The sequence below is a fragment of the Nocardia sp. NPDC055002 genome (assembly GCF_053608825.1).
Map to the genome: position 1 here is coordinate 887235 of NZ_JBSGWE010000001.1, position 25690 is coordinate 912924.

At 68.4% G+C, this 25690-nt stretch carries 27 protein-coding genes and 1 pseudogene; 7 read left to right on the plus strand and 21 right to left on the minus strand.

What is annotated here, in order from left to right; translation table 11 throughout:
* Positions 1-17 precede the first annotated feature (17 nt).
* The 4 genes from ACWF99_RS04130 to ACWF99_RS04145 are packed head-to-tail and all read right to left on the minus strand — an operon-like array spanning position 18 to position 2786.
* On the minus strand, positions 18-1211 hold the full coding sequence (locus tag ACWF99_RS04130) for an NAD(P)/FAD-dependent oxidoreductase (protein ID WP_452534576.1): 1194 nt from the start codon (positions 1209-1211) through the stop codon (positions 18-20).
* Positions 1208-1390, minus strand: a complete 183-nt coding sequence (locus ACWF99_RS04135; protein WP_266289085.1) for a rubredoxin — start codon at positions 1388-1390, stop codon at positions 1208-1210. The genes ACWF99_RS04130 and ACWF99_RS04135 overlap by 4 nt, the downstream gene beginning before the upstream one ends.
* Entirely contained in the window at positions 1387-1560 is a 174-nt protein-coding gene (locus tag ACWF99_RS04140; protein WP_452534578.1) for a rubredoxin, read from the minus strand. Before ACWF99_RS04140 ends, ACWF99_RS04135 begins: the two co-directional genes overlap by 4 nt.
* Complete coding sequence (locus tag ACWF99_RS04145; protein ID WP_378631158.1) at positions 1560-2786, minus strand: alkane 1-monooxygenase; 1227 nt, start codon at positions 2784-2786, stop codon at positions 1560-1562. Before ACWF99_RS04145 ends, ACWF99_RS04140 begins: the two co-directional genes overlap by 1 nt.
* Positions 2787-2935: 149 nt before the next feature.
* Here ACWF99_RS04145 and ACWF99_RS04150 point away from each other — a divergent pair, with 149 nt between their 5' ends.
* The gene (locus ACWF99_RS04150; protein ID WP_452534581.1) at positions 2936-3538 is read left to right on the plus strand and encodes a TetR family transcriptional regulator; all 603 of its coding nucleotides are present in this window, start codon (positions 2936-2938) and stop codon (positions 3536-3538) included.
* A 7-nt stretch (positions 3539-3545) separates the two neighbouring features.
* Here ACWF99_RS04150 and ACWF99_RS04155 read toward each other — a convergent pair whose 3' ends face one another.
* Together ACWF99_RS04155 and ACWF99_RS04160 are read right to left on the minus strand one after the other, a co-directional pair.
* Entirely contained in the window at positions 3546-4199 is a 654-nt protein-coding gene (locus ACWF99_RS04155) for a cutinase family protein (RefSeq protein WP_378631154.1), read from the minus strand.
* A gap of 184 nt (positions 4200-4383) precedes the next feature.
* Positions 4384-4596: a hypothetical protein gene (locus tag ACWF99_RS04160; RefSeq protein WP_378657680.1), complete on the minus strand. Its 213-nt coding sequence runs from the start codon at positions 4594-4596 to the stop codon at positions 4384-4386.
* Between the two features lie 97 nt (positions 4597-4693).
* On the opposite strand from ACWF99_RS04160, the gene ACWF99_RS04165 reads away from it, so the two are divergent.
* A complete protein-coding gene (locus ACWF99_RS04165; protein ID WP_452534583.1) occupies positions 4694-6382 on the plus strand; it encodes an FAD-binding dehydrogenase in 1689 nt (562 codons plus the stop codon).
* Here ACWF99_RS04165 and ACWF99_RS04170 read toward each other — a convergent pair.
* The 11 genes and pseudogenes from ACWF99_RS04170 to ACWF99_RS04220 all read right to left on the minus strand — a co-directional run bounded on the left by ACWF99_RS04170 (position 6379) and on the right by ACWF99_RS04220 (position 17719).
* On the minus strand, positions 6379-7206 hold the full coding sequence (locus ACWF99_RS04170; protein ID WP_378631150.1) for an IclR family transcriptional regulator: 828 nt from the start codon (positions 7204-7206) through the stop codon (positions 6379-6381). The two genes, ACWF99_RS04165 and ACWF99_RS04170, sit on opposite strands and share 4 nt — an antisense overlap.
* Positions 7207-7283: 77 nt before the next feature.
* Positions 7284-8414: an Mrp/NBP35 family ATP-binding protein gene (locus ACWF99_RS04175; RefSeq protein ID WP_452534586.1), complete on the minus strand. Its 1131-nt coding sequence runs from the start codon at positions 8412-8414 to the stop codon at positions 7284-7286.
* A gap of 10 nt (positions 8415-8424) precedes the next feature.
* A complete protein-coding gene (locus tag ACWF99_RS04180) occupies positions 8425-9801 on the minus strand; it encodes an FAD-dependent oxidoreductase (protein ID WP_452534588.1) in 1377 nt (458 codons plus the stop codon).
* On the minus strand, positions 9798-10133 hold the full coding sequence (gene fdxA, locus ACWF99_RS04185; protein ID WP_378990002.1) for a ferredoxin: 336 nt from the start codon (positions 10131-10133) through the stop codon (positions 9798-9800). The genes ACWF99_RS04180 and fdxA overlap by 4 nt, the downstream gene beginning before the upstream one ends.
* Complete coding sequence (locus ACWF99_RS04190; protein ID WP_452535307.1) at positions 10130-10885, minus strand: ABC transporter ATP-binding protein; 756 nt, start codon at positions 10883-10885, stop codon at positions 10130-10132. Before ACWF99_RS04190 ends, fdxA begins: the two co-directional genes overlap by 4 nt.
* Positions 10882-11745: an ABC transporter permease gene (locus ACWF99_RS04195; RefSeq protein ID WP_452534589.1), complete on the minus strand. Its 864-nt coding sequence runs from the start codon at positions 11743-11745 to the stop codon at positions 10882-10884. The genes ACWF99_RS04190 and ACWF99_RS04195 overlap by 4 nt, the downstream gene beginning before the upstream one ends.
* 29 nt (positions 11746-11774) lie before the next feature.
* Entirely contained in the window at positions 11775-13187 is a 1413-nt protein-coding gene (locus tag ACWF99_RS04200) for an ABC transporter substrate-binding protein (protein WP_452534591.1), read from the minus strand.
* An 11-nt stretch (positions 13188-13198) separates the two neighbouring features.
* Complete coding sequence (locus tag ACWF99_RS04205) at positions 13199-13426, minus strand: 4Fe-4S dicluster domain-containing protein (RefSeq protein WP_056816902.1); 228 nt, start codon at positions 13424-13426, stop codon at positions 13199-13201.
* Positions 13426-16150 (minus strand): annotated as a pseudogene (locus tag ACWF99_RS04210) (fumarate reductase/succinate dehydrogenase flavoprotein subunit). Before ACWF99_RS04210 ends, ACWF99_RS04205 begins: the two are co-directional and overlap by 1 nt.
* A 5-nt stretch (positions 16151-16155) precedes the next feature.
* Positions 16156-16965 (minus strand): GntR family transcriptional regulator, encoded by an 810-nt coding sequence (locus ACWF99_RS04215; protein ID WP_378631138.1) that lies wholly within the window; start codon positions 16963-16965, stop codon positions 16156-16158.
* A gap of 160 nt (positions 16966-17125) precedes the next feature.
* The gene (locus ACWF99_RS04220; protein ID WP_452534594.1) at positions 17126-17719 is read right to left on the minus strand and encodes a TetR/AcrR family transcriptional regulator; all 594 of its coding nucleotides are present in this window, start codon (positions 17717-17719) and stop codon (positions 17126-17128) included.
* 56 nt (positions 17720-17775) lie between these two features.
* Here ACWF99_RS04220 and ACWF99_RS04225 point away from each other — a divergent pair, with 56 nt between their 5' ends.
* A complete protein-coding gene (locus ACWF99_RS04225) occupies positions 17776-18930 on the plus strand; it encodes a glycosyltransferase (RefSeq protein WP_452534596.1) in 1155 nt (384 codons plus the stop codon).
* Between the two features lie 3 nt (positions 18931-18933).
* Here ACWF99_RS04225 and ACWF99_RS04230 read toward each other — a convergent pair whose 3' ends face one another.
* A complete protein-coding gene (locus ACWF99_RS04230; protein WP_378631134.1) occupies positions 18934-19854 on the minus strand; it encodes a LysR substrate-binding domain-containing protein in 921 nt (306 codons plus the stop codon).
* Positions 19855-19890: 36 nt separating this feature from the next.
* Positions 19891-20496 (minus strand): YdcF family protein, encoded by a 606-nt coding sequence (locus ACWF99_RS04235; RefSeq protein WP_378631132.1) that lies wholly within the window; start codon positions 20494-20496, stop codon positions 19891-19893.
* A gap of 107 nt (positions 20497-20603) precedes the next feature.
* On the opposite strand from ACWF99_RS04235, the gene ACWF99_RS04240 reads away from it, so the two are divergent.
* Positions 20604-21611, plus strand: a complete 1008-nt coding sequence (locus ACWF99_RS04240) for a YeiH family protein (protein WP_452534598.1) — start codon at positions 20604-20606, stop codon at positions 21609-21611.
* Between the two features lie 98 nt (positions 21612-21709).
* The gene (locus tag ACWF99_RS04245) at positions 21710-21970 is read left to right on the plus strand and encodes a hypothetical protein (protein WP_378631129.1); all 261 of its coding nucleotides are present in this window, start codon (positions 21710-21712) and stop codon (positions 21968-21970) included.
* 49 nt (positions 21971-22019) lie between these two features.
* On the opposite strand, the gene ACWF99_RS04250 is transcribed toward ACWF99_RS04245, so the two are convergent.
* A complete protein-coding gene (locus ACWF99_RS04250) occupies positions 22020-23765 on the minus strand; it encodes a 2-isopropylmalate synthase (RefSeq protein WP_452534600.1) in 1746 nt (581 codons plus the stop codon).
* Positions 23766-23946: 181 nt separating this feature from the next.
* On the opposite strand from ACWF99_RS04250, the gene ACWF99_RS04255 reads away from it, so the two are divergent.
* Positions 23947-24618 (plus strand): FadR/GntR family transcriptional regulator, encoded by a 672-nt coding sequence (locus tag ACWF99_RS04255; protein WP_452535309.1) that lies wholly within the window; start codon positions 23947-23949, stop codon positions 24616-24618.
* Positions 24615-25397 (plus strand): ABC transporter ATP-binding protein, encoded by a 783-nt coding sequence (locus tag ACWF99_RS04260; protein WP_452534602.1) that lies wholly within the window; start codon positions 24615-24617, stop codon positions 25395-25397. Before ACWF99_RS04255 ends, ACWF99_RS04260 begins: the two co-directional genes overlap by 4 nt.
* Positions 25398-25465: 68 nt before the next feature.
* Here the strand turns inward: ACWF99_RS04260 and ACWF99_RS04265 are convergent, their stop codons facing one another.
* Complete coding sequence (locus ACWF99_RS04265; protein ID WP_266289138.1) at positions 25466-25675, minus strand: hypothetical protein; 210 nt, start codon at positions 25673-25675, stop codon at positions 25466-25468.
* Positions 25676-25690: the final 15 nt, after the last annotated feature.

A 25690-nucleotide genomic window follows, 5' to 3' on the forward strand; every position in this document is an offset into this window, starting at 1 on the left:
ATTCGCCGGCTCTCGGTTCAGCGTGCGCGGACCAGGTCGAGGGAAGCGTTCGGTGACCACGGCTGCCCTGCGGCGATGAGGGTGCGGGTGGCTCGGAGTTCTCTCGGTCTTGCCATGGCTACGGCGCCGACGGGGTGGCCGTTGTGGAGGGCGATCGCGAGGAAGTCCCGGGAGTCGAGGTCGCCGTCGATGACCAGGTCGTCGTGGGGGTGCAGCCAGCCTGTGAAGTGCATCGACAGGCCGTGTTGGTCGGTCCAGCCCCAGGGGACGTCGGCGGGGGCCGCAGGATGGCCGAGGATGGCTTTGGCGGCCGCGGCGCCGTCCGACATCGCCGTGTTCCAATGTTGGCCGCGTTCGTATTCCCCACGGCGGGGGTTGAATGCGGTGGTGGCGTCGCCCGCGGCGAAGACGGCGGGGGCCGAGGTGCGGTAGTGCTGGTCGATGACGATGCCGTCGTTCACCGCGATGCCGGCGGATTCGGCCAGGGCGGTGTCGGGGATCGAGCCGATGGCGACCAGGGCGGCGGCCGCGGTGAACGTGCGGCCGTCGGTGGTGGTGGCGGCGACGCCGGTGGCGGTGTCGACGAGTTGCGTGGTGGTGACGCTGTTCTCGACGACGACGCCGTGCTCGATGTGGATGTCGCGCACCAGGTTCGACACGGCGTTCGGCACTACCCGATCGAGCAACCCCGGCCCGGCGTTCACCAGCGTCACCTCGGCGCCGAGACCGCGCGCGGTGGCGGCGGCTTCGCACCCGATGAGCCCGCCACCGATGATGAGCAGCGAGCCGCCCATGTCGATCGCGTTTTGCAGTGCGACGACGTCGGCCTGTCTCCGCAAGGTGTGCACGCGGGTGGACGCGGTGTCGATCGTGCGCGCGCCGGCTCCGGTGGCGAGCAGCAGGCTGTCGTAGCCGAGCACCTCGCCGGTGCTCAAACGCACTGTCGCGCTGTCGGTGTCGATGGCGCGCACCAGCGTGGCCGGGCGCAGATCGATCGCGTTGTCGGCCCAGAACTTCACCGGCTTCAGCACCACGCGCTGGAACGGCGTAGTACCCGCGAGCAGCTCCTTGGAGACCGCCGGTCGGCGATACGGCAGATCGGGTTCGGCCCCGACGAGCACGATCTCACCGGCGTAGCCCTCGCGTCGCAGGGTCTGGGCGGCGGTGGCACCGGCGACGCCGGTGCCGACGATGACGATCCGTCCACTCATCCGCGGCTCACCTCCCGCATATCGAAATCGGCCTTGGCGGCACCACAGTCGGGGCAGGACCAGTCGTCGGGAATGTCGTCCCAGCGGGTGCCGGGCTCGATACCGTCCTCGGGCCAGCCGAGAGCCTCGTCGTATTCGAAGCCGCACTGGACGCACTGGAACAATCGATAGTCGCTCATCGGGTCGCGCCTTCCCTCGGTTCGAAGTCGACCTTCTCGCGCACACCGCAGTCGGGGCAGCACCAGTCGTCGGGGATCTGTGTCCAGGCCGTGCCGGGCGCGAAACCCTCACGGGGAGCACCGAATCGCTCGTCGTAGACGTAGTCGCAGATCGGGCAGAGATACGCCATCAGTTCACTCCGTACTTCGCCAGGACCCGCGCCCGCTTGCTGGGCTGGATGTTCACGCGGGTGATGTCGCCGTTGTAGTGGGCGAGCACGCGATGGTCCATCACCCTGCGCCACAGCGGCGTCAGGTAGGCCAGGCCGATCAGGCTCGCGTAGCCGCTGGGCAGCTCGGGCGCGCCGTCCATGTGGCGCAGGATCTGGTAGCGGCGGGTGGGGTTGGCGTGATGGTCGCTGTGCCGTTGCAGGTGGTAGAGGAAGATGTTGGTGACGATGTGGTCGGAGTTCCAGCTGTGCTCGGGGGTGCAGCGCTCGTAGCGGCCCGAGGCGGTCTTCTGCCGGAGCAGACCGTAGTGCTCGAGGTAGTTCACCGTTTCCAGCAGCGAGAAACCGTAGATCGCCTGGATCACCAGGAACGGCAGAATCGACGGACCGAACACCGCGACCAGCCCCACCCACAGCACGACCGACATGAGCCAGGCGTTCACCACGTCGTTCTGCAGCGAGAACGTGCTCTTGCCCAGCCGCTGCATGCGGGTGCGCTCCAGCTCCCACGCCGAGGTCAAGCTGCCCCACACGCTGCGCGGCAGGAAGCTCCAGAACGATTCGGCGAACCGCGCGCTGGCCGGATCCTCCGGCGTCGCGACGCGCACGTGGTGGCCACGGTTGTGCTCGATGTAGAAGTGGCCGTAGAAGGTCTGGGCCAGCGTGATCTTCGACAGCCAGCGTTCGAGTTCGTCCTTCTTGTGGCCGAGTTCGTGCGCGGTGTTGATGCCGACGCCGCCCATCGCGCCGATCGTGAAGGCCAGACCGATCTTGGAGATCAGGCCGAGACCACCGTCGATGCCGAGCCAGGCCAGGTTGTCCGCGGTCCACAGGTAGCAGGCGAACACCAGGCTGACCAGCTGCAACGGAATGTAGGCGTAGGTGCAGTAGCGGTAGTACTTGTCGTTCTCCAGCTGCTCCATCACCTCGTCGGGCGGGTTCTTGCCGTCGGGCCCGAAGAATCGGTCGAGGGTCGGCAGCAGCACGTACAGCAGGATCGGCCCGAGCCACCACCACACGGGCGCGACAGCCTGCCAGCCGAACTGGTTGAAGGCCCACACGAACCCGCTCGCCAGCAGCGTCGCGCTGGGGGCGACGAGGCCGAACAGCCACAGGTATCGCTTGGGATCTCGCCACCGCGGCGGGGCCGCCGATCCTGCGTGGTCACCGATTCGAGATGTCGTCATTGCCATTCTCCTCATCACCGAGACTTCGGACACCTTCTCGCTCGAAGTCGCCTTCGTTTACACATTAGCGTGCGTTGTTCCGATTGGATACACAATCACACATATTGTCAATGAACGAGCACATCGATGGGCACATGTAGGATGATCACGTGGCCGAACCACCGAACTTTCAGGCAGAAATGCGCCAACTGCTGCGCGACCGGATGATCGACGCCGCGCGCACGATGGTCGTGAGCGAGGGCTGGGGCGCGGTCAACATGTCGCGGGTGGCCAAGGAGGTCGGTATCAGCAGGCCGGTCCTCTACAAGGAGATCGGCACCAAGCAGGCGCTCGCGGATGCCCTGATCGAGCGTGAGACCGGCATCTACCTGACCGGCATCGCCGAGACACTGGCCCGGCATCCGGCCGACCCGCTCGCCGGCATGACCGCCGCCGCCGAGTACACATTGCGCGCCGCGGGCGACAACACCCTGATCAAGGCGGTGCTCTCAGCTCGCCAGGACGGCGATACCGCCTTGCTGCCGGCCCTGGTGAGTGACCCGGAGCCGGTGCTCGGGCGGGCCGTGGCCGCCCTCAGCGACACCGTCCGCGAGCAGTACGAATTCGCGTCCCTCACCGATGACGAGCTGACCTCGGTCGTCGAGATCATGGTCCGGCTGACGCTGAGTCATCTGTTCCAGCCGACAGGCAGCGTCGACCGCGCGGTGGCGCAGGTCGGCGCTGTCCTGTCGGGGGTGATGCCCGCCCTCTGAGCGGGGGTCACAACCGGGCGCTCACCTGTCCGGCCGCGGCCGCGAACGCCCATCCGTAGCTGCCGTGCGCGGCCGGGAACACCCCGCCCGCGCACACCGGATCGCCTGCGGCGCAATAGTTCGCGGTGCGATCGGCATACATCGGCGGCACCGTGCCGCCGATCAATCGCAGCGGGTCACCGAACAGCAGCACCGCGACGACGCGCGAAGACAGCTCAGGGGGCAATACCCACGCGCCGGGCAGCGGGGCGGATCCGAGGACACCGTGGGTGACCACCGCGCCCTGGGAGTAGCCGACCAGAACGAAACGCTGGTCCGGGCAGGCGGCGGCCTGGTCGATCAGGTGGCCGGTCATGGCCCGGGTACCGTCGGGCATCGAGGTCGGCACCAGCAGATCGGCTGGGTAGTCCACGCGATGGGCGGTGGTGTCCACCGGTAGTTGCGCGCTCAGTACCGCGTAGAGCGGGTCGCCGATCGCGGCTCCCAGATAGCCGGGTTCTACTGTGCCGCGGGCGATCACGACGTCGAGGGTGGCGCAATTCTGCGCCCACGCTGTCAGTCCCGGGGACATCGCTGTCCCGATTCCCGCGGCCAGTAGCAACACCGACAGCGCTCGCGCTGTTTGCCTTGCGACGATACGAATTGCCTTCCGATAGGTCATCGTGCCCACCCACTCACGCCGTTGTGAGAAATAGAGAAAGAGCGATTCACCTCCTGCCCTACAGCATTCGGTGTGCTCAGTGGTGGAATACCCGCTGACCTGCAAAGACATGGCGCTGACTCGGCATCGGCTGCGCCACGGTTACATCTCGGATCGCCTGCGGCACAACGCCGCTGGCGCTACGTCAGTGCTTCTTGGGCTTCTTCTTGTACTTGGGCTTGTCGTGATCGGGCTCCCACTCGTAGCCCGCGACACCACGCTCGCAGTAGGAGTCCGCGACGAGAACGTCGCCCTGATCGCGTTCACACCAGCGCGACTTCGAGCACGAGGTGGCGCCGAGGCCGGCCACGACGGCGAGTGTGAGGACGGCGGCGCCGGTACGGATTCGGACGTTCATGAGCGTGTCGAGCCTTTCATAGAATGAAATGTCGCAGGTCAGGGTGTTTTCCAGGACTTGCCCCCGCCTGCCGACGAACCAATGCTACGTTCCAGACATGTCGAGCACAGCGCCTGAGCCCACCGAAGATTTCACCCCCGACGCGATTGTCGTCGGCGCCGGACTGGCGGGCCTGGTGGCCGCGCACGAGCTGGTGCTCGCCGGACGCAAGGTCCTGGTGCTCGATCAGGAGAATCGCGCCAACCTCGGCGGGCAGGCGTTCTGGTCGCTGGGTGGGCTGTTCGTCGTCGACAGCCCGGAGCAGCGCAGGATGGGCATCAAGGACTCCTACGAACTGGCACTGCAGGATTGGCTGGGATCGGCCGGTTTCGACCGCGACGACGAGGACCGGATGGGCCGCGAGTGGGCGAAGGCCTACGTGCGGTTCGCCACCGACGAGAAGCGGGACTACCTGCACGCCCTGGGTCTGCGTTTCACCCCGCTGGTCGGCTGGGCCGAGCGGGGCGGTGGCCTGGCGGGCGGGCACGGCAACTCGGTGCCGCGGTTCCACCTCACCTGGGGCACCGGGCCCGAGGTACTGCGGGTGTTCCGCGAGCCGGTGCTGGCCGGTGAGGCGAAAGGGTTGGTCCGCTTCGCCTTCCGGCACCGCGTCGACGAGCTGATCGTCGAGGAGGGCGCCGTGACCGGCGTGCGCGGCAGCGTTCTCGCCCCCTCCGACACCGACCGCGGTCAGGCCTCGAACCGGGAAGTGGTGGGCGAGTTCACCTTCCGAGCCCCCGCGGTTCTCGTGAGTTCGGGTGGCATCGGGCACGCCCACGACCTCATCCGCCGCAACTGGCCCACCGAACGGCTCGGCCCGTGTCCGGAGCACATGATCTCCGGTGTGCCCGCCTATGTCGACGGCCGGATGCTCGGGATCTCCGAGGAGGCCGGGGCGGCGCTGGTCAACCGCGATCGGATGTGGCACTACACCGAGGGCATCCACAACTGGGATCCGATCTGGCCCGATCACGCCATCCGCATCATCCCCGGCCCGTCGTCGCTGTGGTTCGACGCGAACGGAAACCGCATGCCCGCACCGTGTTTCCCCGGTTTCGACACCAACGAGACCATGCGCCAGATCCTGTCGACGGGCTACGACTACTCGTGGTTCGTCCTGAACCAGTCGATCATCGAGAAGGAGTTCGCGCTGTCGGGTTCGGAACAGAACCCCGACATCACCGGCAAGGATTTGAAGTTCACCGTGCGCAGCAGGCTCGCCAAGGGCGCGCCGGGCCCGGTGGAGGCGTTCAAGCAGCATGGCGTGGACTTCGTGGTCGCCGAGTCCCTGGCCGAACTCGTCGACGGCATGAACGACATCTCCCGCGGCCCGAAGTTGGACGTGGCCGCCCTCGAGCACCAGATCGTGGGCCGCGATCGCGAGGTCGCCAACTCCTTCTCCAAGGACGCGCAGGTGACCGCGACCAACAGCGCCCGCAAGTTCCTCGGCGACAAGCTCCGCGTCGCCAAGCCGCACCGCATCCTCGACCCTGCCCACGGCCCGCTCATCGCGGTGCGCCTCAATGTGCTGACCCGCAAGACCCTCGGCGGGCTGCAGACCGACCTCGATTCGCAGGTGCTGCGCCCGGACGGCTCGGTGTTCCCCGGCTTGTACGCGGCCGGTGAGGTCGCCGGGTTCGGCGGTGGCGGCGTGCACGGTTACAACGCGCTGGAGGGCACGTTCCTGGGCGGGTGCATCTTCTCCGGTCGGGCGGCCGGGCGAGCGATCGCGCGACGCACAGCCTAGTGCGGGTGCCGGGGGGCCAGGGTGCGTGACGCTTCCTTGGCCACCTCGGCCAGCGCCCGAGCCAGCCGCGCGGTGTCGAGCGCGGTGCGCTCACCATTGACCGTGCCCGACAACGAGATCGCGGCCACCGCGACACCGCGGCCGCGGATCGGCACCGCCACGCAACCGACGCCCGGCAGCGACTCCTCGGTGTCCACGGCCACGCCCTGACGGTTGCGGATGCGGGCGAGTTCGCGGTGCAGTTCGGCCCGGTCGACGATCGTGCGCGCGGTCCGTGCCACGGCATTGCCCCGCAGCGCGGCCTCGGCGATGCCGGGCTCCAGCGTGGCCAGTAGCGCCTTGCCCACCGCCGTGGAGTGCGCGGGCAGCCTGCCGCCGACACGGGTCGGGATGACCACCCGTCCGCGGCCCCCCGAACGATCCAGGAACAACACCTCACGCCCGTCCAGCACCGCGAGGTGTCCCACCAGCCCCGTGCGCTGACTGAGTTCGTAGAGCAATGGCCCCACCACCTCGCGCAGTTCGTTCTGCTCGGCCGCGAGCCCGCCGAGTTCGAGCACCCGCAACCCCAGCCGGTAGCCGCCCGGAGTGTGCGCGAGCCAGCGCAGCCGGATCATCTGGTCGAGGATGCGATGCACGGTCGAGCGCGGCAGCCCGGTGCGTTCGGCGAGCCCGAGCAGCGTCAGCGTGGGTGTGGCGGCGTCGAACGCGTCCAGGATGAGCGTCATCCGCTCGATCATCGACGTCGGCGGTGTCCCGGTCGCCCGGCCCGATCCGGTCCACAGGTTCTCGGGCGCCGGTTCGGTCACGATCTCGACCGTCATGTGATCCAACCTCCACAGTGCGTAGCGCTAACAGACTAGAGCCGTCAGCTCCGCTTACGCACTATTTCGCCTCGATCTCAGGCAGGCACCGGGCTGACCGGGGTCACAGACAGCGGGCGGCGCACGATCGGCGCGATGGTCGCCGCGATCTCGCCGATCGCCAGGGCGGGTGCGCAGTGGGGATCGGTGTCGACGAACGGAGCGCCCTGATCGCCGGCCGCGCAGACCACCGGATCGAACGGGATCCGGCCGATGACCGGGCAATAGGTGCCGAGCAGGCCGCTCAGCGCGCGGCTCACCGCGGTGGCGCCGCCCGCGCCGAACAGAGTCTGCCGGGTGCCGTCGGGACTGTCGTACCAGGACATGTTCTCGATGATGCCCGCCACCCGCTGACCGGTCTGCGCGGCCACGGCGCCCGCGCGTTCGGCGATGCGAGCCGCGGTGCGTTGGGGCGTGGTGACGACCAGCAGCTGCGCGGTGGGCAGCAACTGGGCCAGGGAGATGGCCACGTCGCCGGTGCCCGGTGGCATGTCGATCAGCAGAATATCCAGCTCGCCCCAGTACACGTCGTTGACGAACTGCTGCAACGCGCGGTGCAGCATCGGCCCGCGCCAGACGACGGGGGCGTTGTCGTCGACGAACATCCCGATCGACACGACGCGTACGCCGAATGCGGTGGGCGGCATGATCATTGATTCGATCAGGGTGGGCGCGGTGGTGATGCCGAGCATCGCGGGTACCGAGTGACCGTGGACATCGGCGTCCATGAGACCGACGCGTAGTCCGCGTCGAGCCAGCGCGACCGCCAGATTGACGGTCACACTCGACTTCCCGACGCCGCCTTTGCCCGAGACCACGCAGTACACGCGGGTGGGTGAATCCGGTTGTACGAGAGCGGAGACATTCTCGGATGCGGGTCCCCGGAGCTGGATTCTCAGGCTACGGCGCTGCTCCTCGCTCATCACCCCGAAGTCGATCTCGACACCGGCGACGCCGGGCACCGCGGTGACGGCGGCGCGGATGTCGTCACTGATCTTCGCCCGAAGGGGGCATCCTGCGACGGTGAGCAGGATGGCTACCGCGACACGACCTTCTCCGTCGATGTCGATGGTCTCGACCATGTTCAATTCGGTGATGGGACGGCCGATCTCGGGGTCGTCGACGCCGGCGAGCGCGGTCCTGATCTGGGGTTCGGTCGGTGATGTCATGGGCTCCTCCTCACTGGGCCAGGCCGGCATGCAGCATGTCCGCGCGTTCGACGACCTTGATCCGCTCGCGTCCTTCGGCTTCGCCCAGCGCGCGTTCGTGGGCGTCCAGTCGGTACCAGCCTTCCCAGGTGGTAAAGGCAATGCCCGCGGCGGTGAGATGTTCGGTCACCGCATCGGGGTGTGGTCGCGGCGCCGGCGTCAGCCGGGCCTGATCGGCCAGCAGGCAGGCAACGGTTTCGGCGGCGTCGCCTTTGGTGTGGCCGATCAGGCCGACGGGGCCGCGTTTGATCCAGCCGGTGACATACACCCCGTCGAGGTATCGCGCCCCCTCGCGCGCGTTCGGGTCGATCAGCACGCGCCCCGCTTCGTTGGGGATGGTGCCGGTGCGGTCGTCGAACGGGATGTCGGCGACATCTTCGGAGCGATAGCCGACTGCCCGATAGACCGCCTGCACCTCCCACACCCGAAATTCGCCGGTGCCCTTGACGTTGCCGGTGCCGTCGAGCTGGGTGCGTTCGGTCTTCAGGCCGACGACCTTGCCGTCGGCACCGAGGATCTCCGAGGGCGATTCGAAGAAGTGCAGGAACAGCTTGTGCGGGCGGTCGCCGTGGTCGCGGATGGCCCACTGCTCCAAGGTGTTGGCGACCATGTCGACCTGCTTGGAGTTACGGCGTGCGGCTTCGGAGCCCTCGTCGTAGTCGATGTCCTCGGGGTTGACGATGACCTCGATCGTCGGCGAGTGGTCGAGTTCGCGCAGCTCGAGGGGCGTGAACTTGGCCTGCGCGGGGCCACGACGACCGAACACGTGGACCTCGAGGGCCTTGTTGGCCTTGAGTCCTTCGTAGACGTTCGGCGGGATCTCGGTCGGCAGCAGTTCGTCACCGGTCTTGGCCAGCACGCGCGCGACGTCGAGGGCGACGTTGCCGACACCGAGGACGGCGACCTTCTCGGCCTCGAGGGGCCAGGAGCGGGGGACGTCGGGGTGGCCGTCGTACCAGGACACGAAGTCGGCGGCGCCGTAGGAGCCGTCGAGGTCGATGCCGGGGATGGTCAGGGCGCGGTCGGCGTTGGCGCCGGTGGAGAAGATGACCGCGTCGTAGAACTGGCGCAGGTCGTCGAGGGTGATGTCGGTGCCGTAGTCGATGTTGCCGAGCAGGCGGACCTGGTCTTTGTCGAGGACCTTGTGCAGGGCGGTGATGATGCCCTTGATGCGGGGGTGGTCGGGGGCGACGCCGTAGCGGATGAGACCGAAGGGCGCGGGCATGCGCTCGTAGAGGTCGATGCTCACTCCCCGGTGTGCGCAGGCATCGGACTTCATCAACGCGTCGGCGGCGTAGATACCGGCGGGCCCGGCGCCGATGATCGCCACCCGCAGTGCAGTTCTCACTTCTCGTACCCCGCGACGAACGGCGTGTCCACGCCGAGTTCACCCACCGCGCCCGCGCCGCCCGGCGAGCCGAGCGCGGTGTCGCGGCCGGGCAGCGCCGTGTCGAAGAAGGCCGCATTGGTGGCGACGAAACCTTCCTGGCCGGCCGGAATGTCATCGTCGAGGTAGATCGCCTCGACGGGGCACACCGGTTCGCACGCACCGCAATCCACACACTCGGTCGGGTGGATGTAGGCCATCCGGTCGCCGGTGTAGATGCAGTCGACGGGGCATTCCTCCACGCAGGCGCGATCCATGACGTCCACGCAGGCGGCTCCGATGACAAAGGTCATGGCTGTAGTTCCTTCTCGCTGGGCTCGCCGAGGGCGGCGAGGATTTCGTAACGCAGACGCGCGAATTCGGGTTCGAAGCGGGCGCCGGGTGCGCGAGGTGCGGCGATCTCGATGACGCGCTGGATGCGGGCGGGGCGCGGGGTGAGCAGCACGATCCGATCGGCCAGCAACAGCGCCTCGTCGACGTCGTGGGTCACGAACAGCACCGTGGTCCGGCGCTGTTGCCACACCGAGATGAGCAGGCGCTGCATATCGGCGCGGGTCTGGGCGTCGAGAGCGCCGAACGGTTCGTCCATCAGCAGCACGCGTGGCTGCGCGGCCAATGTCCGCGCCAACTGCACCCGCTGACGCATACCGCCCGACAGCGCACCGGGCAGATGGTCACCGAAGTCGGTGAGCCCCACCAGGTTCAGCAGTTCCTGGGCTTCGACGCGCCGGTTACGCCGTGACACTCCACGCAGTTTCAGCGCGAATTCGACATTGCGCCGGGCCGTGCGCCACGGCAGCAGCGCGTCCTCCTGGAACACCATCGAACAGTGCTGGGCGCTGGGCCCACCGTCGACGGTGACCGTGCCGCCGATCGGCGGCAGCAATCCGGCCATCGCCCGCAGCACCGTGGATTTGCCACAGCCCGACGGACCGAGCAGGACCACGATCTGGCCGGCGTCGACGTCGAGATCTACTTCGGCGGCGAGACTTTTACCGTAGGCGATGCGCAGTCCGTGCAGCCGCACCGCGGCGCCGGCGCTCATCGCTGTGCCCTGGGCAGCCACCGGTTCACCCGGCGCCCCGCCAGTTCGACCAGCCAGGCGGTGAACCAGCCGAGCAGCCCGATGGTGAGCATCCCGACGATCACCCCCGGATAGTCCAGGAGCCCGTAGGACTGCCAGGTGAAGTACCCGATGCCGAACTGACCCGAGATCATCTCCGCGCTGATCACACAGATCCAGGCCACGCCCATCGCCACCGACAGGCCCGAGAAGATGCCGGGTAGCGCACCGGGCAGGGCGATCTGGAACAGGATGTCGCGTCGACGCGCGCCCAGGGTGTGCGCCGCTTCCTCCCAGACTTTCGGCAGCGCGTGCATGGCGTGGATGGTGCTCACCGCGACCGGGAAGAACGCGGCGAAGAAGGTGATGAACACGATGCCCTGTTCGCCGGTCGGGAACAGCAGGATGGCCAGGGGCACCAGCGCGATCGCGGGGATCGGCCGGAACACCTCGAGTACCGGCCGCACGAGTGCGCTGACCACGGCCGAGCGACCGACCGCCATACCGATCAGCACGCCCGACACCGTGGCGAGGCCGAAGCCGATCAGGATGCGGCGGGTGCTGGAGAAGATGTCGCGGTAGTAGGTGGCCGCACCGAGCTGCGTACGGAAGGAGTCGAATACTTGTGCGGGCGTGGGGATCTTGTCGAAACGTAGCCAGAACACCACCTGATTGGTGGTGAGCAGGTACCAGGCCACGAGCAACGCGGCCAGTGGCACGGCGGTCAGTACGGCCTTGCGTGCTTTGCGGGGAACGATGAATCGGGTGGGTGCACTCGGTGGTGCGGTGGCGATGTCGGGCTTCGCGACGGGCGCGGTGCGGGGTTCGGCGGAAACGGTCATGGTGAGCCTCCTGGTCTCACGTGACGGATCTAGCGGGCCTTCAGTGCTGCCTGGTAGTCGATCACCGTGACGCCCGGGTGGGCGGCGGCGTACTGCTGTGCTGCGGCACCGGTCGCGAAGGGCAGCAGCCGATCGTCCGGCCCCGCGGCAGGGTCGCTGACCCAGGTCGCGGTCGCGGCGAAGAGCCGGGTGCCGGTGCTGTGGTCGGGGACGTAGGCGGCGCGGACGGTGCTGCCGGTGGCCGCGATCTGTCGCAGCAGACAGGTCGGGGTCTTGGCGACGGTGGTGGTCGTGGCGTCGGCGAACCACACCTCCGAGGCGGTGGGAAGGCCGTCCACCGCTCCCCCACACGCGGCATCGGTGCCGGTCAGTGGCGCGGGAGCCGCCACCGACGCGCGGGCGGTGTCGTAGTCGGGCCCGTAGACGGTGCGCAGGTAGCGGTCGTCGACGAATTCGCCGAGATTCAGATCCGACAGCGCACCGAGGCTTTTCAGGAACGGCAACAGTGTGCCCAGCGCGTCCACCTGTTGGGGTTTGATGGTCGGATCGAAGCTCACCAGGCCGTTCGGGCCGTTGTAGAGGTACACGACCTCGGCGGGCAGCCCGGTGATCTCGGCGACGCGCTGTGCGGCCGCCAAGGGGTTCTGGTTGAGGTAGTCGGTGGTCTTGCGCACCGCGGTGAGGAACGCGGTGACGATATCGGGGTTGCCGGTACCGAAGCGCTCGCTCGCGACCACGGCGTGGAAGGTCGGAATGCCGGCGCTGCCACCGTCATAGAGCAGCTTGGCTTTACCGTCGTAGACGAGTTTCTGTGGCCACGGCACGAATTGGGCCAGCGCGGCCACCTGATCCCCTTGCAGCGCCGAGGCGCCGACGGCCGGATCCTGACCGAGCAGCTTCACATCGTCGAGAGTCATCCCGGCGGCCGAGAGCCCGGTGGCGAGCATGCCGTGCGCGGCCGACCCCACGCTGGTCGAGACGATCTCACCACGCAGGTCGGTGATCGTGGCCGCCTTCGAATCCGTCGGCACCACAATTTGATTCAGCGAACCGCGCAGGTTGTAGCCGGTGACGGCGATCAGTTCGGACTTCACGTCGGCGTGGTCGCGTGTCTTGGAGCCGTTGACCAGGATCGGCGCGTCTCCCATCGACCCGATGTCGACCTGGCCCGCCAACATCTGCGCGGTCAGCGGTGGGCCCGCGGCGAAGTCCTTCCACTCCACCTTGTAGGTGAGCCCTGTCGTCTTGCCGAGTTCGGCGAGTTCTGCCTCGAAAGTGCCGCGATCACGCAGCAGTGTGCCCGCGGTGACGGTGTTGATCGTCTTGGACTGGTAACCGATGTTCACGGTGACGGTCTTGGCGTCGTCGGCGCTCCCGCAGCCGGTGGCCAGTGCGGCCACCGCGGCGACGCCGAGCAGCAGCGCGGGGATTCGGGTGCTCATGGTCGGCTCTCTCAACGCAACAGGAACGGGATGTTCACGGTGACGGCGCCGACCGGGCACCGCGCGGCACACGGCCCGCAGTACCAGCATTCGTCGACGTGCATGTAGGCCTTGCCCGAATCTGGGTGGATGGCAAGGGAATCGAGTGGGCACATGTCCACGCAGAGGGTGCAGCCGTCGATACATTTCGCTTCGTCGACCGAGACGGGGACGTCGAGACGGGCATTGACCTGGGCCATCAGAGTTCCTTTCCAGAGTTGGCGATGCCGATGCGGGCGAAGGCGCGGACATCGGCGTCCGGGTCGTCGAGCGCGGCCTGCAGCGCCGTGGTGATGTCGCGTCGTTCGGCGATCCGCTCGGCCAGTGCGCGCACCGCCGCCTTGCGGACGTCGAGGTTGGGATCGGAGACCGCCGACAGCAGCGGTGCCGCGGCGAGTTCGGGGTCGGCGGCGGCCAGGGCGATGGCCGCCGCCTGCCGGACCTGCCAGGCCGGGTCGGTCATCGATGCGGCGGCCGCCGCGGCAGCGTGTTCGTCGCAGCCGGTCCCGGCCAGACTCGACAGCGCGGCGGCGCGGACAAGCGGCCGGGGGTCGGCGGCGAGGACGAGCAGGGTCACCGCGCCGCGTGGATCACCGATCGCCGCAACCCCTTTCGCCACTGCGATGCGCACGTCCTCGTCTTCGTCAGCGGCGCCGAGGCTCAGTTCGTCGAGAGCGTCGACAGAGGTGAGCCCGCCCACGACGGTGCGACGAACCGCCGCGTTCGGATCGGCGAGCCACCGCGCCAGCTCCGCCGCTTCGGTCCTGCGGTGCCGCCACAGCGCCTCGATCGCGGCCGAGCGCACCGCAGGCTCCGCTGCGGTGACGCAATGGCGCAGCGCCGCATCGAATTCCGGACCGGGCACGATGACCTCGAGGAGTTCGGTGAGCAAGCCGATGGCGGCGTGCCGCACGTCGACATCGACATCGGCCAGTGCGGTGGCGAAGATCGGAGCGGCCTCGGCCCAGGCGTCGGTGGTCTCGCTGAGCACCGACAGTGCCGTACGGCGCACCTCCGGGTCGGGGTCGGTGATGAACGGGGTGAGTTCGTCGAGCTCGGGGCACTCGTCGGCCAGTTCGAGCAGGGCCAGCAGGCGGGCGCTCATCGGACGCCCCGCACGTCGAAGTCGCCGACATTGCGCGGGCCCGGCACCGGTGTGCTCATCGCGCACCCCAAGCGCCGACGAGTTCGGGCGCGGAGACATCGGCGACGCCGTCGGGACGGACGAAGCCCGGCACCGGCACGATGTAGGGGGCGACCGGCCTGGTGCGGAACTCCATCGCCCCGGTGGCGCCGCGATACAGGTTCAAATGACAGAACCATTCGGCATCGTTGCGTCCGGGCCAGTCGGCACGCTGATGGTAGAGCCCCCAACGGCTTTCGGTGCGTCGCAGCGAGGCCCGGGCCGCCATTTCGGCGCAGTCGCGAATGAAGGTCACCTCGGCGCAGCGCATCAGTTCGTGCGGCGTCTGGCCGCCCATCGCGGCGATGTCGGCGTTCATCCGTTCGAACGCCTCGACGCCCAGCGTCAGATACGACTGCGCCTTGGGCGGCTGGAGGTAGTCGTTGACGAAGCGACGCAGTTTGTACTCGACCTGGGTTTGGGGTGGGCCGTCCGGGTTGCGCAGCGGGCGGTAGATGAGCTCGTGAGCGGCCTCGATCTGATCGGTGGGCAGCGCTGGATGTGCCGCGCCACGGGCGAATTGGCTCGCGTGCTCACCGGCGATGTCGCCGTAGACGAAGGCGCCGATCATGTAGTTGTGCGGCACCAGCGCCATATCGCCCGCGGCGTAGAGGCCGGGCACGGTGGTGGCGGCGTGTTCGTCGACCCAGACTCCCGACGCGGAATGCCCACTGCACAAACCGATCTCGGAGATGTGCATCTCGATATCGCTGGTGCGGTAGTCGGTGCCGCGGCCTTCGTGGAAGGTGCCGCGGGTGGGGCGTTCGGTGGTGTGCAGGATGCCTTCGATCTCGCGGATCGTGGCATCGGGCAGGTGGCTCAGTTTCAGGTAGATCGGGCCGCGGGCGCTGTCGAGTTCGCGTTTGACCTCGGCCATCATCTGACCGGACCAGTAGTCGCAGTCGACGAAGCGATTGCCTTCGGAGTTGACCTGATAGCCGCCGAACGGATTCGCCACGTACGCGCAAGCAGGACCGTTGTAGTCCTTGATCAGCGGGTTGATCTGGAAACACTCGATACCCGAGAGCTCCGCGCCGGCGTGATAGGCCATGGCGTAGCCGTCACCGGCGTTGGTGGGGTTCTCGTAGGTGCCGTAGAGGTAGCCCGACGCGGGCAGACCGAGCCGGCCACACGCTCCCGCTGCCAGGATCACCGCGCCTGCCGAGATGGTGACGAATTCGCCGGTGCGCGTGTCGAATCCGACCGCGCCGACCGCCCGACCGTCGACGGTGAGCACCCGCACCGGCATCACCCGGTTGCTGATGGTCACCTTGGATCGGACGTCGCGGGCGCGCAGGGTGCGGTAGAGCACCTTCTTCACGTCGCGCCCCTCGGGCATCGGCAGGACGTAGGAGCCGGAGCGGTGCACCTTGCGGACCGCGTATTCGCCGTGCTCGTCCTTCTCGAATTTGACGCCGTAGCCCTCGAGGCGCTGGACCATCTCGAAACCGCGGGTGGCGGTTTCGTAGACGGTGCGCTGGTTGACGATGCCGTCGTTGGCGACGGTGATGTCGGCGACGTAGTCCTCCGGGCTCGCCTTGCCCGGGACCACGGCGTTGTTGACGCCGTCCATGCCCATGGCGAGTGCGCCGGAGTGCCGGACGTGGGCTTTCTCGAGCAGCAGCACGCGGGCGCCGTGGCGGGCGGCGGTGAGCGCGGCCATGGTGCCCGCGGTGCCGCCACCGACGATCAGGACGTCGCAGACCAGTTCTCGCCGGTCGGTCAGCGGTGGAATCTGCATGGGGATCAACCCCTTTCATGGTTGTCGCGGGTGCGCCGCGGGGTCACCGGGACGCGGTCGAGCCGCCCGGACAGGGAGAACCGGTCGCCGCGATAGCGGATGTATTCGAGATCGACGGGTCGACCGGAGTCGGTGTAGGTGAGCCGTTCCAGGAACAGCAGCGGAGATCCCGCACGGACCTGCAACAGTCCGGCGACGGTGGGATCGGCGGCGACCGCCTCGATCGCGACCGCCGCTGAGCCCAGTGGCAGGCCGAGTTCGGCTTCGAGCAGGCCGAACACATCGCAGCCGGTGAGGTCTTTGTCCAGGAGCGGGATGCCGACGTCGGCGGTGAGGTAGCTGGCGTCGAGCGAGAGCGGTGCCCCGTCGAGGTAGCGCACCCGTTCCAGGGCGACGACCGGGTCGCCGGGCTGGAGCTCGAGCCGTTCGGCGACCAACGGTGTGGCGGGCACGACCTCGGCGAGCAGGACCTGGTTCACCACCCGGTCGCTGGTGGTCTCGAAGGTTTCGGCGAGGCCACGCAGGCGGTCGAGGCCCTGCACCGCCTTGTCGGCGACGACGAAGGTGCCCGCACCGGGAACGCGGTCGATCAGGCCTTCGTCGCGGAGCAGGGTGAGCGCGTCGCGCACGATATTGCGGCTGGTGGCGAAGTCGGCGGCGAGCTGGGCTTCGGCGGGCAGTGCGCGGGTGCCGTAGACGCCGCTGCGGATACGTGCGCGCAGGATGTCGCGGATGCGCCGGGCCGGTGCGCTGCGTCTGCCCGAACCCGGATCGGGAGGCCGTGGCCTCGCCGAGGAGGTTGGAGTGGCTGTCATGCGGCAAATGCTGCGAACGCCGCGTTACGACGGACGTTTCGGGCAATTACCGGATGGTTACGCCAGTTCCTGACCGATGGCGAGGGCCGTGACCTGCGACGATTCCGACATCACTACGAATCCCACCACTACCGCGGTGGCCGGACCGCCCCCTGCGCGATCACTTCGCGCCGAGATGGAGGTGGATCGTGTCGCGTACCCAGCACCTGTACCGGTCGAGCGACCAACCTCGTTCGTTGACCAGATTGCCGTAGGTCCCGGTGTTGACCAGGCCCCACAGCATGTCGGCCACCGCATCGACGTCGATCCGCGGCGGCAGTGCGTCCTCTCGCTCGAGTCGCCGCCCGAGTTCGAGCAGCTCGCCGTAGCGATCCGCCTCGCGTACCCGCAATGTCTCCTCGACTTCGGGATGCTGGCGCCGAGCCACCACCAGCGCCTCGTGAATCCGCCACACCCTGGACGCGACCTCGACATCGGCGGCGATTGTCGCGTCGAGCGCCTCCCACGCGGTCATCGTGTCCGTGACCGGATGCCGTTCGAGAACCGGAACGACATCGGTGGCGTAGATGTGCAGATGCAGGGCGGTCAACAGCTCGATCTTCGACGGAAAATGCAGGTAGATCGCCTGACGTGAGACCCCTGCCTCTTTCGCGACAGCTCCGAGGCCGGCGCCGTGATAGCCGTGTTCCTCGAACATCGCGCGCGCCGACTCGAGGATCTGAGTCCGGGTTTGGGGCCGTCCGCCACTTGACACGCTGTCAACCTTACCGTACTTTACAAGCTGTCAAGCAATCCTCGAGGAGGAACGTCATGGCTCGCTACCTGATCACCACCTGGGACGGTGCGGGAAACCTCGTCCCGACGCTCGGCATCGCACGCGCGCTGGTCGATCGCGGCCACGACGTCCGAATACTCGGACACGAGACGGTCACTCGACGATGCGCCGATGTCGGCGCCCGCTTCGTCACCTTGACCCAGAGCGAGGGCTGGGACGCGATGGACACCCCGGACGACTTCGAGGCCGAAGTGAAGCTCATGATCGAGGAGCTGTGCTTCAGTTCCGCGATCGCGCGGGACCTCGCACAGGAGCTGGACCGCGAGCCCGCTGATGTGGTGATCGTCGATTGTCTGCTCTTCACCGCTATCGACGTCGCGCTGGCCTCGGGCACTCCGACCGCGACCCTGTTCCACACGGCGTACAGCATCTTTCGGGGCGGACCACTGGTCGAGATGTTCACGCCGGGTATCGCGATCGCGAACGCGGCACGCGCGGAGCTGGGCCTGCCCGCGATCGAGAGTCTCGCCGAGATCCACGACGCGTGCGCGCGGGCGCTCGTCGCAGTGCCCGAGGAGTTCGAGCCCGACGTCGCGGACGCAGCCAACGTGGTCCGCGTCGGACCGGTGCTCGACGCGCCCGCGTTGTCGCGCGAGATCGACGAGGTCGATGTCGGTGACGGTACGAAGCCACTGGTTCTGGTGGCGCTGAGCACAAGCGAGCAAGGTCAGGCCGATCTGTTGCAGCGCTGTGTCGATGCGGTCGCGCGGATGCCGGTGCGCGCCATTGTCACGACCGGAGCGGCGATCGACCCGGTGACCGTGCGTGCGGGGGTGGATACCCAGGTCGTGCGGTACGCGCCGCACGCCGACATCCTCCCTTCGGCATCACTGGTGATCACCCACGCCGGGCTCGGAACGACGATGGCCGCGCTCGGTCGTGGCGTGCCGCTGCTGTGCACCCCGATGGGCCGCGATCAGTTCTTCAACGCAGAGCAGGTCCGAACCCTCGGTGCGGGCCTGATGCTGATGCCCGACGCGAGCAGCGAGGTGATCGCACAGACCGCCGCACAGATCCTCGGCGAGCGCAGCTTCGCCTCGTCCGCCGAACAGTTGGCCGTCAGCATCAGCGAATACGGCGGCGCGGCGAAGGCCGTTGCCGTGCTCGAGGCGCTCGGACAGGACCGGTGACGCTCAACCGCGCGCGTTCTCGAGCAGCGCGGCGCGCTCCACGAGCAGTTCACCCGGCCCGGTCGGCGGGGTGTTGCGGCGCCAGATGGCCCGGAATTTGCGGGTCAGCCGGGCGGCCTCGGCCGAGGGGACTTCCACCAGGGTGCCGGTGACGAGGTCGGGTGCGGCGATCAATCGACTCAGGACAGCGGGTGCCATCCCGGTTCGGGCGGCGGCCACGATCGCGGCGGTAGACCCGAGTTCGGCCGCCGGGCCCATGGGTGGGGCCGCGGTGGCGAGCAGGTCCCACACGGTATCGCGGGTACCCGAACCCGGTTCGCGCCACAGCAGGGCGGTGCCTGCCAGCTCCGTCAGCGTGACCGGGGTCTTCCGTTGTGCCCATGGATGATTCGGCGCCACGACTACGACGAGGTCGTCGGCGCCCAGCACGCGGCTGCCGAGTCCGGCCGGTGGGTGCGGGCCTTCCACGAAGCCCAGATCGGCGGTGCCGTCCCGCACGAGGCCCGCGACCTGGGTCGAGTTCTCGACCTCGAGGGAGATCACGACCTCGGGGTGATCGGCGCGCAGTGCGGCCAGCCAGTGCGGAATGCGGTGGTCGGCAATGGTTTTGGAGGCGGCGATGCGCAGGCGCGGAGCTTGCGCGGCGCGCAGGCGGGCGACGTCGTCGACGAGGTCTGCGACGGCGGCCAGGACCGTACGCGCGTGGGCGACGACGGCGCGACCGGCGTCGGTGAGTTCGGAGCCGGTCGGCGCGCGGTCGAGCAGCTTCACGTGCAGGCGGCGTTCCAGTGCGCTGATCCGCATACTCGCGGCCGGCTGGCTGATCCCGTGCCTGCGGGCGGCGGCGCCGAGACTGCCCAGCTCCGCCACCGACACCAGGAGATCGAGGACCTCCAGGTCGGGGGTTCCGGGTGGCAGGGTCATGGCCCGATTATGGGTGACGGGCGGCGCGACACCACATCAGGCACCGTAGCCGCCGTGATCGGGACCGAATCGGCCTCGCAGCTTCTTGGCCACCCCGTAGAGGGCGAACACCGGTTTCAGTGGCATCCATTCGCCGAACCGATATTCCCGGCCGGGGACCAGGCGAACGGCCAGTTCCGGGCTCTGTTCGGCGAGATAGGCACGGGCGGTCTCGGCATGCGTCGGCAGCGAGACGATCTTGATCCGGTCGACGTCCTTCAGGTACGGGATCGCGAAGGCGATGTTCTCCCAGGTGGACCGGCTCGACTCCTCCAGAACGAGTTCGCCCTCGTAACCGCGGGTTTCCACGGCGTAGCGGCCCATCAGCGCCGCTTCGGTCTCCGGTCCCGCGCAGGCACCTCCACACAGCACGAGGCGAGTCTCGGACGCGTGCGGATCGATGGATCGTAGACCGGCGCGCACTCGCCAGCGGTTCATGCCGTTGGCGCGCGAACCGGTGTTGCGATACCCGAGGACCACGACGGCCTCCGACCCGGAGCGTGGGGCTCCGACGCCCCGACGGGAGGCCCGTCGATTCGCCCATTCGCCCCACAGCATCAATCCGACACCGGTGGCGATCGTCAGCCGGGTTCGTTTCCGCACGTCTCCAGCAAACCACACACCCCGCCGGCAGGGCCATAAGCCGAAATTATGACCACCTGCGAATTCGCTCTCTACCTCGGGCTCCTGCGTACCGCGAGGGTGAAGGAGTGAACCGCGTACCCGCTCTCGCTCCCGGCCTGATCCTCGCCGCGCTCCTGGCCACCGTGGCCACGCCGTTCGGCAAGGCGCTGCCGATGATCGGCACGCCGGTGCTCGCGCTCGGTGCGGGCGCCGTCGCCGGGATCGTGCTGCGGCGCAAGGATGTGACGGGCGAGACGTTCGGCCCGGGGCTCGACGTCGCCCGGCAGCGCTTGCTCGGGCTGGCGATCGTTCTGCTGGGGCTCGGCCTGCCGCTCGGGTCGGTGATGAGCGTTGGGCGCGAGACGGCGGTGGTGCTGATCGGGACGCTGCTCGTCGGCGGTGTGGCGGCGTTCTTCGTGGGACGGATGCTCGCGGTGGACAAGGAGTCGGCGACCCTCATCGCCGTGGGCACCACGATCTGTGGCGCGTCCGCGATCGCCGCCGCCACCGCGGTCCTGCGGCCCGACAAACAACGGGTCGCCTACGCCCTGTGCACCATCTTCATCTTCAATGTCACGGCCGTGCTGGTGTATCCGCCGCTGGGCCGCGCGCTCGGCCTGTCGCAGGAGGCGTTCGGGCTCTGGGCGGGCACCGCGATCAACGACACGTCGTCCGTCTTGGCCGCCGGCGTCATCTTCGGCGCGGGCGCGGCACAGTTCGCCGTGATCGTGAAGATGGTTCGCAGCCTCGCCATCATCCCGCTCTGCGTCGGCCTGTACGTCGGCCGCCGCCACATCGCCGAGGACACCGATCTCCCCCATGCCTCCCTGCGCCGGGCCGTCCCCCTGTTCGTGATCTTGTTCCTGGCCGCCTCCGTCATCGCGGGCCTCGGCATCGTTCCCACCGAGCTCACCGCACCGCTCGCCACACTCAGCGGTTGGCTGATCGCCGCCGTCCTCGCCGCCATCGGCACCTCGCTGAGCATCGCCCGCCTGCGCACCGCGGGCATCCGCCCCCTGATCCTCGGTGGCACCCTCGGCCTGATCCTCGGCACCACCAGCCTCGGACTCATGTACGTGACCGGCTGGTGCTGACAGCAACGGCCCACCGACGTGCGCGCGGGCCTGATCGGGCCCGCGTCGCGGAGCTAGGATTGCGGGACATCGCATGTCGGCGCGGACAGGAGGATGCCATGAACAGCGTTTGCCGGATCGTCGCCACCGCGGGTGCCGCCGCGGCGTTGACCCTGGTCACCGCAGGTGTCGCGGCGGCCGAGGACGCCGAGCCGCCCTCGTCGCCGTTGGTCGAGTACATCGAGTCGTGGCCACCCGCCCCCGAATGGTGCAACGCGAGGTGGGATCCGATCGAGAATGCCATCGAGGATTCGATCCCACCCCAGTACGAGCCGGAGTTCGACGCGTTCGACGACTGGTGCGAGGGCGACGCGGACTGACTCGCCCGGTACTGCGGGGGCGGCCGACCTGGCGACCGCCCCGATCGACCTATCCCGCCGCGTTGACGGCGTTCATCACCGCTTCCAGCGAGGCCGCGACAACCGAGTTGTCGCGGCCGAATGCCCATCCGGTGCGGTCTGCCACCCGGTACTCGACGTAGCTCACGGCGGTGCCTGCGGCGCCCTCGTCCACCGAATGCTGGGTCAGGCCGAGGATCTCGATGCGACAGCCCGCCTCGTCGAGTGCGGCGGTCAGTGCCTCGATCGGGCCCACCTCGCGGTGCACCGAATGCCGTTCGGTGCCGTGTGCGTCGAGGACGATCCCGGTGGCGCCGTCGGCGATCTGCCACCCCACCAGTGTGATTCGCCGATCGGAGACGGTGTAGGTCTGCTCGAACAGCGTGAACAGATCCTTGGCGGTGATCTCCGCGCCGGTGTCGTCGGTGTGTTCCTGCACCCGCTTCGCGAGATCGATCTGCAGACGACGTGGCAGGTCCAGGCCGTATTCGGTGTGCAGCAGGTAGGCGATACCGCCCTTGCCCGACTGGGAGTTGACCCGGATCACGGCGTCGTAGGAGCGGCCGAGGTCGGCGGGGTCGATCGGCAGATACGGTACCCGCCACGGTGATTCGCGCTCGGCGATGCCCTCGGCCGCTGCCCGCTCGCGATGTTCGGCCATGCCCTTGCGGATCGCGTCCTGATGGGTGCCGGAGAAGGCGGTGTGGACGAGATCGCCGACGTACGGATGCCTCTCGTGCACGGGCAGGCGGGTGCAGTGTTCGACGGTGCGCCGGATCTCGTCGATGTCGGAGAAGTCGACCATCGGGTCGACACCCTGGGCGTGCAGATTCAGGGCCAGCGTGGCGATGTCGACGTTGCCGGTGCGTTCACCGTTGCCGAAGACACAGCCTTCCACGCGTTGCGCGCCCGCGAGCACGGCCAGCTCGGCGCAGGCGATACCGGTCCCCCGATCGTTGTGCGGGTGCACCGACAGGATCACGCCGTCGCGGCGAGCCAGGTTGCGGTGCATGTATTCGATCTGGTCGGCGTAGATGTTCGGGGTCGCGACCTCCACTGTCGCAGGCAGATTCAGCGTCACCGGACGCTGCGCGCTCGCCTGCCACAGTTCGGTGACCGCGTCGCAGATCTCGAGGGCGAAATCCGGTTCGGTCAGGTTGAACACCTCCGGCGAGAACTGGAAGCGCGCGTGGGGCAGCTCGCCCGCCAGTTCCAGCACATCGCGGGCACCGGCGACGATCAACTCGCGCAGTTGCGCACGATCCTTGCCGAGGACCACCTCCCGCCAGACCGGCGCGGTGGCGGTGTACAGGTGGATCACCACCTCGTTGGTGATACCGCGCACCGACTCGACGGTCCGTTCGATCAGGTCGCGTCGCGCCGGGGTGAACACGACGACGGTTACGTCCGGCGGGGCGATCGAGGTGTCGGCCAGCAGGCGCACGAAATCGAAGTCGGTCTGTGAGGCGGACGGGTAGCCGACCTCGATCTCCTTGTAGCCCATGGCGATCAGGAGCTCGAAGAACCGGCGTTTGCGCGCCGGGTCCATCGGTTCGGCCAGCGCCTGATTGCCGTCACGCAGGTCGACGGGGACCCACAGCGGCGCGGCGGTCAGCCGCGCGTTCGGCCAGTCGCGGTGTCCGACAGGAACATCCACGCGCCGATGGACATCACGGTATCGAGACGAGGGCATTGCCGAGTGGCGCTGCCGATTCCACGCGGGCGCGCCGTCGGCGACAGCGCCCGAGGGGGTGGTCAGGGTGGGGAATTCGGTCATGACTTGCTCTGCTTCCCGGCCCACATCGGGCCACGAGACGACGGCGACCGGCCATGACGGAGCCCCACGGCGGGGCGGCCGGTCGGTCAGGCCCCGCCGTGGCGGCCGAGAAGAAGCGCGGTGTAGGTCATGATGGGTACACTTCTACCACAACTCCTCAGACAAGTAGAGAGGTATGCCGGTGGTATCGCAGGTAAGACGTCAGCCGCTGGCCGCGCAAGCGGCCGAACTACTGCTCACTCGGATCCGTGCGGGCGAGTGGCCACTGGGTCATCGGCTACCGGGTGAGACGCTGCTCGCCACCCAGCTGGGTGTGGGCCGATCGACGCTGCGCGAGGCGATCAGAGAGCTCGCGGGCAAAGGCGTGCTCGACAGCAGGCAGGGCGCCGGGGTCTTCGTCACCGCGCTCGACGTGTCCGAGGACTGGGATGTCGTGCTGCGTGGCGCCACCATCGCCGCGGTGATCGAGGCGCGCATCGCGATCGAGGCCGAGGCCGCCGCGCTCGCGGCACAGCGGCGCACGCCTGCCGATCTGCGGGCCATCCGGCGCGCACTGGCCGGTCGTCGGGCCGAGGGCCAGACCGTCGCCGCGCACGTCGATGCCGATATGGCCTTTCATCGCGCGGTCATCGTGGCCGCGCACAACGATGTGCTCACCCAGCTGTTCGACAGCTTCCTGCCGCGGCTGCGCCTGGCCATGATCGACATGCTCGAGTTGCGCCCGGTCCGCTCCGAGGAGGCCGACCACTGCGCGCACGAACAACTCGCCCAGGCGATCGCCGACCGAACTCCCACTGCCGCAGCGGAATTCAGCCGCACCCACCTGTCCGCCCTGAAGGAGGCCTTCACATGATCGGCGCCCCCGTGATCGAACTCGACGACGTGACCTTCCGGCGCGACGGCAAGAAGATCATCAACGGCATCTCACTGACCGTCCGGGCCGGTGAGCACTGGGCTCTGCTGGGCCCCAACGGTGCGGGCAAGAGCACGCTGCTCGGCTTCTGCGGCGCGGTCACCTTCCCCACCACGGGCGCGGTGCGGGTGCTCGGCGAACAGTTCGGCCGGGTGGAGCTGGCCCGGCTGCGACGCTCGATCGGCCACGTCAACCCGCGCCATCCGCTGCGCTATGCCCTCACCGTGCGCGAGGTCGTCCTCACCGGTGTCACCGGCACCATCGACACCCCGATGCGCTGGTCGCCGACCTCCGACGACCTCGCCCGTACCGACGCGATCATCGACACCCTCGGCCTGTCCGGCAAGGCCGACGACATCTGGCCCACCCTGTCCCAGGGCGAACGCGGCCGCACCCTCATCGCCCGCGCCCTGATCAGCGACCCCGATGTCCTGCTCCTGGACGAACCGTCCACCGGCCTCGACCTGGCCGCCCGTGAGCAACTCCTCACCACCATCGACACCCTCGATCGCACCCACCCCGAGGTCGCTTCGATCCTGGTCACCCATCACCTCGAGGAACTCCCGAGCACCACCACCCACGCCCTCCTCATCGCCAACGGCCACACCGTCGCCGCGGGCCCCGCCACCGACGTCATCACCACCGACCACGTCTCCACCGCCTTCGCCCACCCGATCGAAGTCCGCTACGACGGCCGCTGGAGCGCCCGCGCCCGCTGAACACCGGAGCCCACCCGGCCAACACTTCACGCGCCGCGAGCCACCGCGCAAAACGGCGTCGGAGGGAGCTAGACCAGCTCGACCTCGTCGAATCCGACGGTCAGTTTGTGTCGGCGCTCGCGCAGGACATTTCCCTCACGATGGACGGTTCCCTCCCCGAACTCGATCCTCAGCTCCGCGCGTCGTGCGTCGACCTCCCGGACAACCCCGCAGATGCCGCTGAACGGGCCCGCCGGGAAATACACGACGTCGCCCGGTCCGTAGTCGGTGAACCCCACGGCGCCACTGTAATT

Bases quoted from the DNA above. Each gene is read 5' to 3' on its own strand.
- ACWF99_RS04130 (WP_452534576.1), bottom strand. From the start codon at position 1,211: ATGAGTGGACGGATCGTCATCGTCGGCACCGGCGTCGCCGGTGCCACC.
- ACWF99_RS04135 (WP_266289085.1), bottom strand. From the start codon at position 1,390: ATGAGCGACTATCGATTGTTCCAGTGCGTCCAGTGCGGCTTCGAATAC.
- ACWF99_RS04140 (WP_452534578.1), bottom strand. From the start codon at position 1,560: ATGGCGTATCTCTGCCCGATCTGCGACTACGTCTACGACGAGCGATTC.
- ACWF99_RS04145 (WP_378631158.1), bottom strand. From the start codon at position 2,786: ATGACGACATCTCGAATCGGTGACCACGCAGGATCGGCGGCCCCGCCG.
- ACWF99_RS04155 (WP_378631154.1), bottom strand. From the start codon at position 4,199: ATGACCTATCGGAAGGCAATTCGTATCGTCGCAAGGCAAACAGCGCGA.
- ACWF99_RS04160 (WP_378657680.1), bottom strand. From the start codon at position 4,596: ATGAACGTCCGAATCCGTACCGGCGCCGCCGTCCTCACACTCGCCGTC.
- ACWF99_RS04165 (WP_452534583.1), top strand. From the start codon at position 4,694: ATGTCGAGCACAGCGCCTGAGCCCACCGAAGATTTCACCCCCGACGCG.
- ACWF99_RS04170 (WP_378631150.1), bottom strand. From the start codon at position 7,206: ATGACGGTCGAGATCGTGACCGAACCGGCGCCCGAGAACCTGTGGACC.
- ACWF99_RS04175 (WP_452534586.1), bottom strand. From the start codon at position 8,414: ATGACATCACCGACCGAACCCCAGATCAGGACCGCGCTCGCCGGCGTC.
- fdxA (WP_378990002.1), bottom strand. From the start codon at position 10,133: ATGACCTTTGTCATCGGAGCCGCCTGCGTGGACGTCATGGATCGCGCC.
- ACWF99_RS04190 (WP_452535307.1), bottom strand. From the start codon at position 10,885: ATGAGCGCCGGCGCCGCGGTGCGGCTGCACGGACTGCGCATCGCCTAC.
- ACWF99_RS04195 (WP_452534589.1), bottom strand. From the start codon at position 11,745: ATGACCGTTTCCGCCGAACCCCGCACCGCGCCCGTCGCGAAGCCCGAC.
- ACWF99_RS04200 (WP_452534591.1), bottom strand. From the start codon at position 13,187: ATGAGCACCCGAATCCCCGCGCTGCTGCTCGGCGTCGCCGCGGTGGCC.
- ACWF99_RS04205 (WP_056816902.1), bottom strand. From the start codon at position 13,426: ATGGCCCAGGTCAATGCCCGTCTCGACGTCCCCGTCTCGGTCGACGAA.
- ACWF99_RS04215 (WP_378631138.1), bottom strand. From the start codon at position 16,965: ATGACAGCCACTCCAACCTCCTCGGCGAGGCCACGGCCTCCCGATCCG.
- ACWF99_RS04225 (WP_452534596.1), top strand. From the start codon at position 17,776: ATGGCTCGCTACCTGATCACCACCTGGGACGGTGCGGGAAACCTCGTC.
- ACWF99_RS04230 (WP_378631134.1), bottom strand. From the start codon at position 19,854: ATGACCCTGCCACCCGGAACCCCCGACCTGGAGGTCCTCGATCTCCTG.
- ACWF99_RS04245 (WP_378631129.1), top strand. From the start codon at position 21,710: ATGAACAGCGTTTGCCGGATCGTCGCCACCGCGGGTGCCGCCGCGGCG.
- ACWF99_RS04250 (WP_452534600.1), bottom strand. From the start codon at position 23,765: ATGACCGAATTCCCCACCCTGACCACCCCCTCGGGCGCTGTCGCCGAC.
- ACWF99_RS04260 (WP_452534602.1), top strand. From the start codon at position 24,615: ATGATCGGCGCCCCCGTGATCGAACTCGACGACGTGACCTTCCGGCGC.